The sequence below is a fragment of the Cupriavidus taiwanensis genome (genome assembly GCF_900250075.1).
GTDB classification, from domain to species: Bacteria; Pseudomonadota; Gammaproteobacteria; order Burkholderiales; family Burkholderiaceae; genus Cupriavidus; species Cupriavidus taiwanensis_C.
This window is the reverse complement of the sequence record NZ_LT977070.1, coordinates 807,123-820,935: the sequence shown is the minus strand read 5'-3', so window position 1 is coordinate 820,935 and position 13,813 is coordinate 807,123. Positions and strand designations below refer to the sequence as shown.

Sequence of the window (13,813 nt, the reverse complement as noted above, 5' to 3'; positions counted from 1 at the left end):
ACCAGGAAATCGGACAATTCCGATCCGACTTGATCTGAATCGCATCCTGGCGGGACACTAGGGGGCATGATGGTTCCAGATGGCGTTGCGGCCACATGGCCGCGGCGCTTCCGACAGCCCCCATCCAGGAGATCCCGCCATGACCAATATCGTCCTCGCCACCGACGGCTCGGCCTTCAGCGACGCCGCGGCACGCTTTATCGCCGAAGGCAAGCTGCTGCAGAACGGCTTCACCGTGCATGTCGTCCATGTCGCGCCCGAAGTGAGCGGCCAGGTGCGCGCCTTCGTCAGCAAGGAAACCATCGACGACTGGCACAGGGAAGCCAGCGACAAGGCGATGGCGGCGGTCTGCGATATCCTCGCCGCGGCCAATGTGCCGTTCGAGCGGCACCCGTTGCACGGCTTCGCGCCCGAACGCATCGTCGCCTATGCGAACTCGGTGGATGCGGCGGCCATCGTGATGGGCACGCACGGGCGCGGCTCGTTCTTCGATGCCGTGATCGGTTCGGTGGCGGGCCGGGTGCTGGCCCAGGCAGAGTGTCCGGTGGTGCTGGTCAAGACCCCGGAAAAGAAGGGCTGAGCCCCCAACTGACTGGCGGTGCCGCAAATGGCGCCGCCTTGCGGCAGGCCTCAGGCGCCCCACAGGGGCGCTTCGTCCATCAGCGCGACCTGTTCGCGCAATTCCAGGATCCGGTCCTGCCAGTAGCGCGCGGTGCCGAACCACGGGAAGGCGGCCGGAAAGGCCGGGTCGGCCCAGCGGCTGGCCAGCCAGGCGCTGTAGTGCAGCAGCCGCAGCGTGCGCAGCGCTTCGACCAGCCACAGTTCGCGCGTGTGGAATTCCGCAAAATCCTCGTAGCCTGCGACGATGTCCGCCAGCTGGCTTTGCATGGCCGCGCGGTCGCCCTCGAGCAGCATCCAGATGTCCTGGATCGCGGGGGCCATGCGGCTGTCGTCGAAGTCGACGAAGTGCGGGCCCGGCTCGCCATGGGCGCCGCCGCGGGCATCTTCTTCGTCGATCCACAGCACATTGCCGCGATGGCAGTCGCCATGGACGCGCAGCAGCCGCACGTCGCCGGCGCGTTCATAGCAGCGCTGCACGCCGTCCAGCGCCAGCTGCGCCACCGACTGCCAGGCCGGCAGCAGATCGGCCGGAATGCAGCCGCTGGCGAGCAGCCAGTCGCGCGGGGCAATGCCGAAGGTGTCCAGGTCCAGCGCCGGACGCGCCTGGTAGGGCTGGGCCGCGCCCAGCGCATGGATGCGGCCGATGAACCGGCCGAGCCAGGTCAGCGTATCGGCGCGGTCCAGCGCCGGTTCGCGCCCGCCGCAGCGGGGGAAGACGGCAAAGCGGAAGCCCGCGTGATGCAGCAGCGTGCCGGCCTCGCCGGGCGCCAGCGCCATCGCCGGCACGGCGGGAATCTCGGCGTCGGCCAGCTGCTGCACGAAGGCGTGTTCTTCCAGGATGGCCGCATCGGTCCAGCGGCCCGGGCGATAGAACTTGGCGATGACCGGCGCGGCGTCCTCGATGCCTGCCTGCCAGACCCGGTTCTCGTAGCTGTTGAGGGCCAGCAGGCGCCCGTCGGGGCGCAGGCCGGCGCCCTCGAGCGCGTCCAGCATCAGTTCGGGCGTCAGGCCGGCGTAGGGAACACCGGAATCGGCGGGGGCGTCGGACGCGTGCATGATTGCCGGCCGGCTCCGCGTCAGCGCGCCGGCTTGCGGTTGCCGCCCAGCAGCGCCGCCTGCGGCGCCGGACGGCGGTTGCGCGCCGGCGCCGGCGCGGCGTCATTGGGCTGGCGCGCGGGCTGGGCCGCGGCGCGTTGCGGGCGTGCCGGGTCCTGGCCGTCGCGGCGCGGAGCGGGAGTGCGCGCCCCGGCGGGCTGGGCGGCACGGTTGCCGTTGGCGGCGCCGTTGCCGCGCTGGGCCTGGCCCTGGCCCTGGCCCTGGCGCGGCGCGCCCTGTCCCTGGCGCGCGGGACGCTGGCGCTGCGCGCCTTCGCCGTCGCCGGCCGGACGTGCCTCGGCGCGTCCGCGGCCCTGGCCCTGGCCCTGGCCGCCACCGCCGCGCTGCTGGCGGCCCTTCTGGATCGGCTCCGGGGCGATGCTCGGGTCTACTTCGAAGCCCGGCAGCACGGTCTGTTCGAGCTTGCGCTTGATCAGGCGTTCGATGTCGCGCAGCAGGCCCAGCTCGTCCACGCACACCAGCGAGATCGCCTCGCCCTCGGCGCCGGCGCGGCCGGTGCGGCCGATGCGGTGGACGTAGTCCTCGGGCACGTTGGGCAGGTCGAAATTGACCACGTGCGGCAGCTGGTCGATGTCGATGCCGCGCGCGGCGATATCGGTCGCCACCAGCAGCCGCAGCGTGCCGGCCTTGAACTCGGACAGCGCGCGCGTGCGCGCCGACTGGCTCTTGTTGCCGTGGATCGCCAGCGCCGACAGGCCGTCCTTGGTCAGCTGCTCGGCCAGCCGGTTGGCGCCATGCTTGGTGCGCGTGAACACCAGCACCTGGTGCCAGTCGTGCTGGCGCACCAGGTGGGCCAGCAGTTCGCGCTTGCGTTCGCGGTCGACCGGGTAGACGCGCTGGTCCACGGTCTCGGCGGTGGTGTTGCGCCGCGCCACTTCGATCGACGCGGGATTGTTCAGCAGGCGGTCGGCCAGCGCGCGGATATCGTCCGAGAACGTCGCCGAGAACAGCAGGTTCTGGCGCTTGGCCGGCAGCACGTTGAGGATCTTGCGGATATCGTGGATGAAGCCCATGTCGAGCATGCGGTCGGCTTCATCGAGCACCAGCAGTTCCACCTGCGACAGGTCGATGGTGCGCTGTGACACATGGTCCAGCAGGCGGCCGGGCGTGGCCACGACGATCTCCACGCCGCGCTTGAGCTGCTCGATCTGCGGGTTGATGCCGACCCCGCCGAACATCACCATCGAGCGCAGGCGCAGGTACTTGCCGTAGTTGCGCACGCTCTCCTCGACCTGCGCCGCCAGCTCGCGCGTGGGCGTCAGCACCAGCGCGCGCACCGCCACGCGTGCGCCGCGCGGGGCACCGCTGGCGTGGCGAGCCGCGGTTTCGGACAGCAGCTGCAGCATCGGCAGGGTAAAGCCGGCGGTCTTGCCGGTGCCGGTCTGGGCGCCGGCGAGCAGGTCGCCACCCTTGAGGATGGCGGGAATTGCCTGGGCCTGGATGGGAGTCGGGGTGGTGTAGCCCTGTTCGGCTACGGCACGCACAATCTTTTCGGACAAGCCGAGTTCAGAAAAAGACATGAATTGCTGCTTGGGCCATCGCTGCGCACGCGGTGCGCCAAACGCCGGATGGCTCCTTGTAATCGATCGGATCGGAACGCGAACGCCGGGAAGCCGGCCTGGCAGGGCACCGGCCCGCCCGCGAAGGAAAGAGCGGTAGTGTACCAGTCCGGCGCAGGCGGGTTCTGCACTGGATCCGGCCGCGCATGCGCGCCGGCGCACACGGGCTGCGCGCGGGTGGCGCTGCGCTATCATGACGGCCTCGGTCCGCCCCGCCGCCACGGGCCGGCACGTCGCCCCGCCTGCCCGGAAAGCCGCCATGCGCTTGCGTTTCCTCGAAGACCAGGAAGTCACACTGCTCGCGGCCATCCCGGTCGGGATCGTCGCCGCCATTGCCACCACGCTGTTCAAGGAGGCGCTGGACGGCGCGGGCATCGTGCTGTTTTCCAGCCATGCCGACGTGGTCACGGTGTTCGCGACGCTGGCGCTGGCATGGCGCGTGGTGGTGCCGGCCGTCGGCGGCGCGCTCGCGGGCGGCCTGCTGGTGCTGGCCAACCGGCTGGCCAGCACCCACCCCGGCGCCACCGACTATATGGAAGCGGTCGCCAACGGCAGCGGCCGGCTGCCGGTGCGGATCACGCTGCTGCGCGCGCTGTCCTCCTTTTTCTCGATCGTCAGCGGCAGCTCGGTCGGCAAGGAAGGCGCGATGATCCAGCTGGCGGCGCTGTGCGGGTCGCTGTTCCCGTCGACCCGGATCGAGCGCGGCGGCGGCTCCAACATGCGCCGCATGCTGACCGCCTGCGGCGCCGCGGCGGGCCTGGCCACCGTCTACCACACCCCTTTTTCCGCCGCCGTCTTTGTCGCCGAAGTCGTGTTCGGCGCGCTCGCGGTGCAGCGCCTGATGCCGCTGTTCCTGGCCTCGGTCGCCGGCGCCATGGTCAGCCAGTGGCACGGCGGCATGCAGCCGCTCTATCCCGGCCTCGATATCACCCCGGACCTGCGCCCGCAGATCCTGCTGGCGGCGGCGGCGCTGGGCGTGGCCGCCGGCATCGCGGGCGCGCTGTTCCTGCGCGCCGCCGGCTTCGCGCGCAGCCGCTTCGCGGCGCTGCCGGGCGGGCCGGTGGCGCGGCTGACGCTGGGCGGCGCGCTGGTCGGCGTGCTGGCGATGGCGGTGCCGGAAGTCGTCGGCAACGGCTTTTCCACCATCCAGACCCTGCTGCAGGAGCAGCCGCTGAGCGTGCCGGTGGCCGCCGTGCTGCTGGCCAAGCTGGCGGCGACGGTGATCAGCATGGGCTCGGGCGCGGTCGGCGGCGTGTTCACGCCATCGCTATTCGTGGGGGCGGCGCTGGGCCAGCTGCTGGCGCTCGGCATGCAGGGCCCGGGCGCGGCGCCGCTGCTGCCGCTGGTGGGCATGAGCGCGTTCCTGGCGGCCACCAGCCAGGCGCCGCTGATGTCGGTGCTGATGGTGTTCGAGATGACGCTGGCGCCGGCGCTGCTGCTGCCGTCGATGATCGGCGCGGTGGCGGCGTACTACACCGCGTCGCGTTGCCAGACGCTGTCGCTGTACAGCGTGATCGCCGAGCGCGCGCAGGCGTCGGCGGCCGCCGAGCATGCCCGCGCGCTGACGCTGGCAGGCCTGTGCGACCCGACCGACACCGTGCTGGATCCCAACGCCACGCTGGCCGCGGCCGCCGACAAGTTCGCCGAGACCGGCACCCGCTACCTTTACCTGGTGCAGCCCGACGGCCGCCTGCTGGGCGCGCTGTCGATCCATGCCTTGCAGCGCGCGCAGCGCGAAGGCGCGCCCGACGACGTGCTGGCGCTGGCCGAGCGCGACTTCCCGGCGCTGACGCCGGACTCGCGGCTGCGCGACGCCCTCGCGGTATTCGCCGAGCACGGCATCAACCGGATCCCGCTGGTGCGCGACCCGGCCGGGCGCGAACTGATGGGGACGGTTTCCAAGCAACGCGTGCTGCAAGAGGCATCCTGCCTGTTCTGACGCCGCTTGCCTGCCACGCTGCCTGCCACACCAAGCCGGCGCCGGCGAGGTAAAATGCGCGGTTGCCCGCCTTTCGGCCACGGCCAGCGGGTCATCCACCCACCGCACTGCCCTATTTGTCGGAGTTCCCCATGCCAGCAGGTCGTGATACGCGCCGCGAGGCGCCGGAGTCCGTGACATCCAGCCGCCTGCGCAAGCATTGCGCAGGACTGGCGTGCGGCGCGGCGCTGCTGCTGGGTGCGGCAGTCGCGGCGGCCCAGCCGGTGCGCGCGATTCCGGACGATGCCGTGGCGGCCAGGCTGGTCATCGCCGCGCCGTCGGCCGGCGCGCCGCAGACTGCCACGCTCGACGGCAAGCGCGTGGGCGTGGCGCCGGGCCTGCGCCTGTTCGGCACCGACAACCAGTTGCTGGCCAGCGCCGCGGTGGCGGGCCAGAAGCTGCCGGTGCGGTACAAGCTTGACCTCTACGGCCAGCTGCTGACCGCATGGGTGCTGAGCGAGGCCGAACAGCAGGCGCTGAAGAAATAACCAGCCCCGAAGTGCGACCGGCGTGCCCCACGCGCCGGCCGTGTTGTTGCAACACCCTGATGCCCCCAGGTCAACCACTGAGATCGGCATATGAAGAAAGTTTTCGTCAAGACGTACGGCTGCCAGATGAACGAGTACGACTCGGACAAGATGGTCGACGTCCTCAACGCCAGCCAGGGGCTGGAAGCCACCGACAACGTCGAAGACGCCGACGTGATCCTGTTCAACACCTGCTCGGTGCGCGAGAAGGCGCAGGAGAAGGTGTTCTCGGAGCTGGGCCGGATGAAGGCGCTCAAGGCCGCCAAGCCCGACCTGGTGATCGGCGTGGGCGGCTGCGTGGCCAGCCAGGAAGGCGCCAGCATCGTCTCGCGCGCGCCCTATGTCGACGTGGTGTTCGGCCCGCAGACGCTGCACCGCCTGCCTGACCTGATTGCGCGCCGGCAGCGCACCGGCCAGTCGCAGGTGGACATCTCCTTCCCCGAGATCGAGAAGTTCGACCACCTGCCGCCCGCGCGCGTCGAGGGGCCAAGCGCGTTCGTGTCGATCATGGAAGGCTGCTCCAAGTACTGCAGCTATTGCGTGGTGCCGTACACGCGCGGCGAGGAAGTGTCGCGCCCGTTCGAGGACGTGCTGGCCGAGGTCGCAGGCCTGGCCGACCAGGGCGTGCGCGAAGTCACGCTGCTGGGCCAGAACGTCAACGCCTACCGCGGCAAGATGGGCGATACCGCCGAGATCGCCGACTTCGCGCTGCTGATCGAATACGTGGCCGAGATCCCGGGCATCGAGCGCATCCGCTACACCACCAGCCATCCCAAGGAATTCACCTCGCGCCTGGTCGAGCTGTACGGCCGCTGCGACAAACTGGTCAACCACCTGCACCTGCCGGTGCAGCATGCATCCGACCGCATCCTGATGGCGATGAAGCGCGGCTACAGCGTGCTGGAGTACAAGAGCATCATCCGCAAGCTGCGCGTGCTGCGCCCGGACATGTCGATGTCGTCGGACTTTATCGTCGGCTTCCCCGGCGAGACCGATGCCGATTTCGACAAGCTGATGGCGATGATCGAGGAGATCGGCTACGACACTTCGTTCTCGTTCATCTTCAGCCCGCGGCCGGGCACGCCCGCTGCCAACCTGCACGACGACACCCCGCGCGAGGTCAAGCTGCAGCGCCTGCAGCGGCTGCAGGCCACCATCGAGGAAAACGTGCAGCGCATCAGCCGGAACATGGTCGGCACGGTGCAGCGCATCCTGGTCGAAGGCCCGGCGCGCAAGGACCCGACCGAGCTGCATGGCCGCACCGAGAACAATCGCGTGGTCAACTTCGCCCTGCCGGGGGTACCGCAGGCGGGCCGCGACCGGCTGGTCGGCCAGCTGGTCGATGTCAGCATCACGCAGGCATTCCCGCACTCGCTGCGCGGCGAGATCGTGGTGCGGCAGTAACGCTCCGACCCATCCACCCAGCAGCTTCCAGCAAGGCCATCGCCCACCGATGAAAGTCCCTTCCGCAGAATTTGTCGCCCCGCGGGACGACAACACCCGGCTGCAGAACCTGTGCGGCCCGCTCGACGAGAACCTGCGCCAGATCGAGCAAGCGCTGGACGTGACCATCCAGCGCCGCGGCCACCGCATGACCATCCGCGGCGGCCACGCGCAGGATGCCGCGCTGGCGCTCGAGCGCTTCTACAACCAGGCGCGCACGCCGCTGTCGATCGACGACGTGCAGCTGGGCCTGGTCGAGACGCGCCAGCTCAGCGCGCATGGCAGCTACCTGCCCGGCAACGGCAACGGCGATGACGACGAGGCCGAGCGCGAGGAAGGCGATGAATCGCCGGTGCTGCATACGCGCCGCACCGGCCTGCAGGGCCGCACCGTGGCGCAGCGCGACTACCTGCGCAATATCCTGTCGCACGACCTGACCATGGGCATCGGCCCGGCCGGCACTGGCAAGACCTACCTGGCGGTGGCGTGCGCGGTCGACGCGCTCGAGCGCGACGCGGTCAAGCGCATCGTGCTGACGCGCCCGGCGGTAGAAGCCGGCGAGCGCCTGGGCTTCCTGCCCGGCGACCTGGCGCAGAAGGTCGACCCCTACCTGCGCCCGCTGTACGACGCGCTGTACGACCTGCTCGGCTTCGACCGCACGCAGAAGATGTTCGAGCGCCAGATGATCGAGATCGCGCCGCTGGCTTATATGCGCGGGCGCACGCTGAACCACGCCTTCATCATCCTGGACGAGGCGCAGAACACCACGCCCGAGCAGATGAAGATGTTCCTGACCCGCATCGGCTTCGGCTCCAAGGCGGTGATCACCGGCGACACCACGCAGATCGACCTGCCCAAGGGGCAGAAGAGCGGCCTGGTGGAAGCGCAGCACGTGCTGCGCGACGTGCGCGGCATCGCCTGCACCCGCTTTACCAGCATCGACGTGGTGCGCCATCCGCTGGTGGCCCGCATCGTCGATGCCTATGACGAATACCACGCCCAGCACAAGGACGCGTAATTGAAATCCCCGAAATCCAAGTCTTCCGGCGTCAGCCTGACGCTGTTCGATAACGAAGGCCGCGCGCGCAAGAGCGCCGCGCATGCGCTGCGCGTGCAGCTGCCCGACGGCCGCAGCCTGACGCTGGACCTGTCGCAGGCCGCCGATGGCGTGGTCGCGCTGCTGGCCGAGCACACCGATACCAACCAGCAGGCCGGCCTGCTGGTGCGCCCGGACAACCATGACGCGCTGTCGGTGGCGGTGACCGCCGCGCCGCTGACCACCACCACCGGCACCCCCGCCACGCCGCCGGCGCTGGAACTGGAAGTCCAGCACGGCGACGGCATCGCCAAGGGCAACGGCCTGCCGGCGCGGCGCAAGCTCGAGACCTGGGTCAAGTCGGCGCTGTACGCCGACGCCGCGCTGACCATCCGCTTCGTGGGCGAGGAAGAAGGCCGCACGCTGAACCGCACCTATCGCGGCAAGGACTACGCCACCAATGTCCTGACCTTCGCCTATGCCGAGCGCGAGGAGGATCCGGTCACCGGCGACATCGTGCTGTGCTGCCCGGTGGTGGAAGCCGAGGCGCGCGAGCAGCGCAAGCCGCTCGAGGCCCATTACGCCCATCTGGTGGTGCACGGCGTGCTGCATGCGCAAGGCTACGAGCACGAGGACGACGCCGAGGCCGAGGAAATGGAAGCGATCGAGACCGAGACGCTGCAGGCGCTCGGCTATGCCGATCCCTACCGGGCGGAGAAGGCCGACCGGGCCGCGTGACGCGGCTGCCGCAGGCGGCGCCGACGAGCGTCTCCTGCGGCACATCTGAAGTACGGCCGCGGCCCGCCGTCACGGGACCGACAGGCTTTTAGTGTATCCTTCAGACGATCTCCACCACGCGCTCGCCGCGAAATGAACGACCCCTATCCCAGTTCGAAGCCCGCTTACCTGAAGCAGGCCGATCGGCCAAGATCGCTGCTCGAACGCCTGTCAGACCTGATCTCCCCCGAGCCGGACACCCGCGCGGAATTGCTTGAAGTGCTCCAGGAAGCGCATGAGCGCAGCCTGATCGATGCCGATTCCCTGTCGATGATCGAGGGCGTGTTCCAGGTTTCCGAACTGACCGCCGCCGACATCATGGTGCCGCGCGCGCAGATGGATCTGGTCAATATCGCCGACGCGCCGGAGACCTTCATCCCCTTCATGCAGCAGACCGCGCACTCGCGCTTCCCGGTCTACGAAGGCAGCCGCGACAACATCATCGGCATCCTGCTGGCCAAGGACCTGCTGCGCTACTACACCGATCCCGCCTTCGACCTGCGCGAGACCCTGCGTCCGGCGGTGTTCATTCCCGAATCCAAGCGCCTGAACATCCTGCTGCGCGAGTTCCGCATCAACCGCAACCATATCGCCATGGTGGTCGACGAATACGGCGGCGTGGCCGGGCTGGTGACGATCGAGGACGTGCTGGAACAGATCGTTGGCGATATCGAGGACGAATTCGACCTGGACGAAGACCAGGACAATATCCTGCCGATGCCCGACGGCAGCTGGCGCGTGCACGGCCTGACCGAGATCGCGCAGTTCAACGAGGCCTTCGGCACGGGCTTCTCGGACCACGATGTCGACACCGTCGGCGGGCTGCTGTCCAACCACGTGGGCCACGTGCCCCATCGCGGCGAGGTCATCACGCTGCCGCCGATCCGCTTCGAGGTGCTGCGCGCCGACGCGCGCCAGGTGCACCTGCTGCAGGTGCACCGCGAAGCCAACACCGACAGCGCCAGCGCGGCCAGCGCATGAAGCTGCCCGCCCCGCTCCCCAACGGCGCCGCTGCCGACGCCGGCGCCACCGGCGTGCCCGGCACGCGCGCGCAATCGCGCGCCGCGGTGCTGGCGCGCCTGCTGCTGGCCGGCGTGCTGGGCATCGCCCATACCCAGGCCTTCGCCCCGCATGACTGGTGGTGGCTGCAGATCCTGTCGCTGGCCGGCCTGGCCGCGCTGATCGCCGAGGCGCCGCGCACGCGCGCGGCCGGCGCCATCGGCTATGCCTTCGGCCTGGGCTGGTTCCTGTCCGGCATCTGGTGGCTCTATATCAGCATGCACGTGTACGGCGAGATGCCGTCGTGGATGGCCGCGCTGGCGGTGGTGCTGTTCTCGGGCTTCCTGTCGCTCTACCCCGCGCTGGCCGGCGCGCTCTGGCACCGGCTGACGGCGCGCCTGCCCGCGGGCACGCTGCTGGCGCCGCTGGTGTTCGGCGCGGCGTGGGGCCTGACCGAATGGCTGCGCGGCGTGGTGTTCACCGGCTTCCCGTGGCTGTCGGGCGGTTATGCGCACGCCGACGGCCCGCTGGCGGGTTTCGCGCCGGTGCTGGGCGTGTACGGCATCGGCGCGCTGGCCGCCGCGGTGGCGGCGCTGCTGGCGGGCGCGGTGCGCGGGCTCGGCCGGGGCGAACGGCGCCGCGCGCTGGGCGCGCTGGCGCTGGCCCTGCTGGTGCCCGCCGCCGGCGCGGCGCTGGCGCCGCTGGCGTGGACCACGCCTGCGGGCAAGCCGCTGACGGTGCGTCTGCTGCAAGGCAACGTGGCGCAGGACATCAAGTTCGAGCCCGCCGGCATCCAGCGCTCGATCGAGCTGTACCGCGACATGATCACCGCGGCGCCGGCCGACCTGGTGGTGACGCCCGAAACCGCGTTCCCGGTGATCCTGCAGGAGCTGCCGGTCGACGTCGCCGTCACCGTGCGCGACTTCGCGCTGGAAAGCGGCACCACGGTGCTGTTCGGCGCCGCCGGAGCCGATTCCCCGGTCGATTTCACCAACAGCGTGTTCGGCCTGGGCCCTGAAACCGAGCGCCTGTACCGCTACAACAAGCACCACCTGGTGCCGTTCGGCGAATTCATCCCGCTCGGCTTCCGCTGGTTCGTCGACATGATGAAGATGCCGCTGGGCGACTTCCGCAGGGGTGGCCTGGACCAGGCCTCGCTGCCGGTGCGGGGCGTGCGCGTGGCGCCGAACATCTGCTACGAGGATTTGTTTGGCGAAGAGATCGCGCAGACGCTGCGCCAGCAGCCGGCGCCGGCCAACCTGCTGGCCAACCTGACCAACCTGGCGTGGTTCGGCGACACCATCGCGCTGGACCAGCACCTGCAGATCTCGCGCATGCGGGCGCTGGAAACGCGCCGCCCGATGCTGCGCTCGACCAATACCGGCATGACCGCGGTGGTGCGCCCGGACGGCTCGGTGCAGCAACGCCTGCCGACCTTCACCGTCGGCACGCTGACGGCCGAGGTGCAGGGCATGCAGGGGCTGACACCCTATATCCGCTGGGGCAACGCGCCGGTGCTGGCGCTGATCGCGCTGGTGCTGGGCATGGCGGCCTGGCGCGCGCGCAGGGCGCGCACGACCGGCTGAAGGCGCAAGGCTGGGCGCCGGGCGCGGCGGATCACCGCCGCAGCCCCGGTGCCGCAGGCGCGTCAGCGGCGCGCGGGCAGGTTCAGTTCAGCAGCCCGGTCACCACGGACACGGTGGCCGCGGCGATCATGACCGCGATTGCGACCAGATAAGGTTTGCGAGAAAGAAGTGCCATGATCCGAATGTCCCCATCAATAATCAGTTCCTGACATACGGCTGCCGCGGCAAGACCGGGCAGCCGCCGTGCCTGCATACCGGCACGGACTGTCAATCGCAACGCTCTGAAACGGGTTGCTTACTCATACTGTATACAAAAACGTTATCGGCAAGCAGCGCCGCAACCTGAAATCGGCGTCAGTATTTTCCCGATGCGTTGCGCTGGGCCGACATCGGCGCACCGGTCCGGCCATCGATGCGTGCCCCATGCGGCCCTGCCAAACGGGGCGCCGCGCCAAAAAGCCGATAGAATTCAGGGTTTGGCAAAATCCGTATGCGGCGGCTCCGGCACGCGCTGCGCGGCCTCGGCTTGCCTCCGCTTGCCTCTACCTAGTCTTCCTATGCTGACCTTCCAACAAATGATTCTGACCCTGCAGGCCTACTGGGACCGGCAGGGCTGCGCGCTGTTGCAACCCATCGATCTGGAGGTCGGCGCCGGCACTTCCCACGTACATACCTTCCTGCGCGCGATCGGCCCCGAGCCGTGGCGTGCCGCCTACGTGCAGCCGTCGCGGCGCCCCAAGGACGGCCGCTACGGCGAGAACCCGAATCGGCTGCAGCACTACTACCAATACCAGGTGGTGCTCAAGCCCGCGCCGGAGAACATCCTGGAGCTGTACCTGGGCTCGCTCGAGGCGCTCGGCCTGGACCTGAAGCAGAACGACATCCGCTTCGTCGAGGACGACTGGGAAAACCCCACGCTGGGCGCCTGGGGCCTGGGCTGGGAAGTCTGGCTCAACGGCATGGAGGTGACCCAGTTCACCTACTTCCAGCAGGTGGGCGGTATCGACTGCAAGCCCATCACCGGCGAGATCACCTACGGCATCGAACGCCTGGCGATGTACCTGCAGAAGGTCGAGAACGTCTACGACCTGGTCTGGACCGAGTGGGTCGAGAACGGCGAGACCCGCCGCCTGACCTACGGCGACGTGTACCACCAGAACGAGGTGGAGCAATCCACCTACAACTTCGAGCACAGCAACACCGAAATCCTGTTCCGTCATTTCGCCGAGCACGAGAGCGAGGCCAAGCGGCTGATGGGCAATGGCGACGGCGCCGACGCCGCTCAGGAAACCGGCACGCGCCTGGCGCTGCCCGCCTACGAACAGGTGCTCAAGGCCGCGCACACCTTCAACCTGCTCGATGCGCGCGGCGCGATCTCGGTCACCGAGCGCGCGGCGTATATCGGCCGCATCCGCAACCTGTCGCGCCAGGTGGCGCAGGCCTACTACGACTCGCGCGAGGCGCTCGGCTTCCCGATGTGCGGCCAGCGCGACGGAGCGCGGGCATGAGGCTGCTGGCGCGCAGCGCGCTGGGCTGCGCCCTGGCCCTCGCCACGCTGGCCACGGCGGGCAATGCCGCGGGCGCGCGTGCGCAGGCCGCTCCCAGCGCGCAGGTGCTGATGCTGCCGGCCGAACTGAGCAATGTGTGCGAGGCCGACGCGCAGGCGCTGCAGCTGGCGATGGCGCGCCAGTGGCGGCCGTCGCTGAACGCGCTGGACCAGTGGACGCAGCTGGTGCGCTCGTTCTCGTGCGACCTGTCCGGCCAGCGCGACCTGGGCTGGCACCGGGTGCCGCTGCGCGCCTATGAAAGCGCGATCCGCTACCCGCTGACCTGGGTCGAAACCGAGACCCACAACGGCCGCACCCGGCGCAAGGTCAAGACCTACTACTCGGCCTCGCAGCTGCCGCCGAAGATCGATTTCTGGGTGGGCGGGCGCATCGACGAGATCCGCTACGACAAGCGCCTGCGCCGCATCGACGCGCGCTTCCCGGCGGCGGGCAGCCGCGGCGGTACCAATGGCGCCGCCAGCGCCGCCGCCGCAGCAGCAGCCGCGCAATGCGCCTACACCACGCTGCAATTCCGGCAACAGAACGGCCTGTGGCTGCTGTCCGGAGTCGAACCTAATCTTTCGCCGCGCTGCTGAGCCAGGCTGCGCGCGCTACAACCTGTTG

Annotated in this window: 13 protein-coding genes; 10 read left to right on the top strand and 3 right to left on the bottom strand. The window is 69.5% G+C overall.

The window, feature by feature from the left end; all coding sequences use genetic code 11:
- The first annotated feature begins 139 nt into the window (after window positions 1–139).
- The gene (locus tag CBM2588_RS03860) at window positions 140–580 is read left to right on the top strand and encodes a universal stress protein (protein WP_115679430.1); all 441 of its coding nucleotides are present in this window, start codon (window positions 140–142) and stop codon (window positions 578–580) included.
- A gap of 50 nt (window positions 581–630) precedes the next feature.
- Here the strand turns inward: CBM2588_RS03860 and CBM2588_RS03855 are convergent, their stop codons facing one another.
- Together CBM2588_RS03855 and CBM2588_RS03850 are read right to left on the bottom strand one after the other, a co-directional pair.
- Window positions 631–1,677 carry a serine/threonine protein kinase gene (locus CBM2588_RS03855; protein ID WP_115679429.1) on the bottom strand — a complete coding sequence of 349 codons (1,047 nt, stop codon included), beginning with the start codon at window positions 1,675–1,677 and terminating at the stop codon, window positions 631–633.
- 20 nt (window positions 1,678–1,697) lie between these two features.
- Window positions 1,698–3,257 (bottom strand): DEAD/DEAH box helicase, encoded by a 1,560-nt coding sequence (locus CBM2588_RS03850; protein ID WP_115679428.1) that lies wholly within the window; start codon window positions 3,255–3,257, stop codon window positions 1,698–1,700.
- A gap of 298 nt (window positions 3,258–3,555) precedes the next feature.
- Between CBM2588_RS03850 and CBM2588_RS03845 the strand changes: the two genes are divergently transcribed.
- The 7 genes from CBM2588_RS03845 to lnt all read left to right on the top strand — a co-directional run bounded on the left by CBM2588_RS03845 (window position 3,556) and on the right by lnt (window position 11,642).
- Window positions 3,556–5,235, top strand: coding sequence for a ClcB-like voltage-gated chloride channel protein (locus tag CBM2588_RS03845; RefSeq protein ID WP_115679427.1), 1,680 nt, complete (start codon window positions 3,556–3,558; stop codon window positions 5,233–5,235).
- Window positions 5,236–5,366: 131 nt separating this feature from the next.
- Entirely contained in the window at window positions 5,367–5,762 is a 396-nt protein-coding gene (locus tag CBM2588_RS03840) for a hypothetical protein (protein WP_115679426.1), read from the top strand.
- Window positions 5,763–5,852: 90 nt separating this feature from the next.
- Window positions 5,853–7,205, top strand: a complete 1,353-nt coding sequence (miaB, locus tag CBM2588_RS03835; protein WP_115679425.1) for a tRNA (N6-isopentenyl adenosine(37)-C2)-methylthiotransferase MiaB — start codon at window positions 5,853–5,855, stop codon at window positions 7,203–7,205.
- A gap of 49 nt (window positions 7,206–7,254) precedes the next feature.
- Entirely contained in the window at window positions 7,255–8,262 is a 1,008-nt protein-coding gene (locus CBM2588_RS03830) for a PhoH family protein (protein WP_115679424.1), read from the top strand.
- Window positions 8,263–9,018: an rRNA maturation RNase YbeY gene (gene ybeY, locus CBM2588_RS03825; protein ID WP_115679423.1), complete on the top strand. Its 756-nt coding sequence runs from the start codon at window positions 8,263–8,265 to the stop codon at window positions 9,016–9,018. It abuts the gene before it with no gap.
- Between the two features lie 132 nt (window positions 9,019–9,150).
- The gene (locus CBM2588_RS03820) at window positions 9,151–10,038 is read left to right on the top strand and encodes an HlyC/CorC family transporter (RefSeq protein WP_115679422.1); all 888 of its coding nucleotides are present in this window, start codon (window positions 9,151–9,153) and stop codon (window positions 10,036–10,038) included.
- Entirely contained in the window at window positions 10,035–11,642 is a 1,608-nt protein-coding gene (gene lnt, locus CBM2588_RS03815) for an apolipoprotein N-acyltransferase (RefSeq protein WP_115679421.1), read from the top strand. Before CBM2588_RS03820 ends, lnt begins: the two co-directional genes overlap by 4 nt.
- 82 nt (window positions 11,643–11,724) lie before the next feature.
- On the opposite strand, the gene CBM2588_RS03810 is transcribed toward lnt, so the two are convergent.
- Window positions 11,725–11,913: a hypothetical protein gene (locus CBM2588_RS03810; protein WP_147298393.1), complete on the bottom strand. Its 189-nt coding sequence runs from the start codon at window positions 11,911–11,913 to the stop codon at window positions 11,725–11,727.
- A gap of 286 nt (window positions 11,914–12,199) precedes the next feature.
- Here CBM2588_RS03810 and glyQ point away from each other — a divergent pair, with 286 nt between their 5' ends.
- Together glyQ and CBM2588_RS03800 are read left to right on the top strand one after the other, a co-directional pair.
- Window positions 12,200–13,150, top strand: a complete 951-nt coding sequence (gene glyQ, locus CBM2588_RS03805) for a glycine--tRNA ligase subunit alpha (protein ID WP_115679420.1) — start codon at window positions 12,200–12,202, stop codon at window positions 13,148–13,150.
- Complete coding sequence (locus tag CBM2588_RS03800) at window positions 13,147–13,785, top strand: hypothetical protein (RefSeq protein WP_115679419.1); 639 nt, start codon at window positions 13,147–13,149, stop codon at window positions 13,783–13,785. The genes glyQ and CBM2588_RS03800 overlap by 4 nt, the downstream gene beginning before the upstream one ends.
- The last annotated feature ends 28 nt before the right edge of the window (window positions 13,786–13,813 follow it).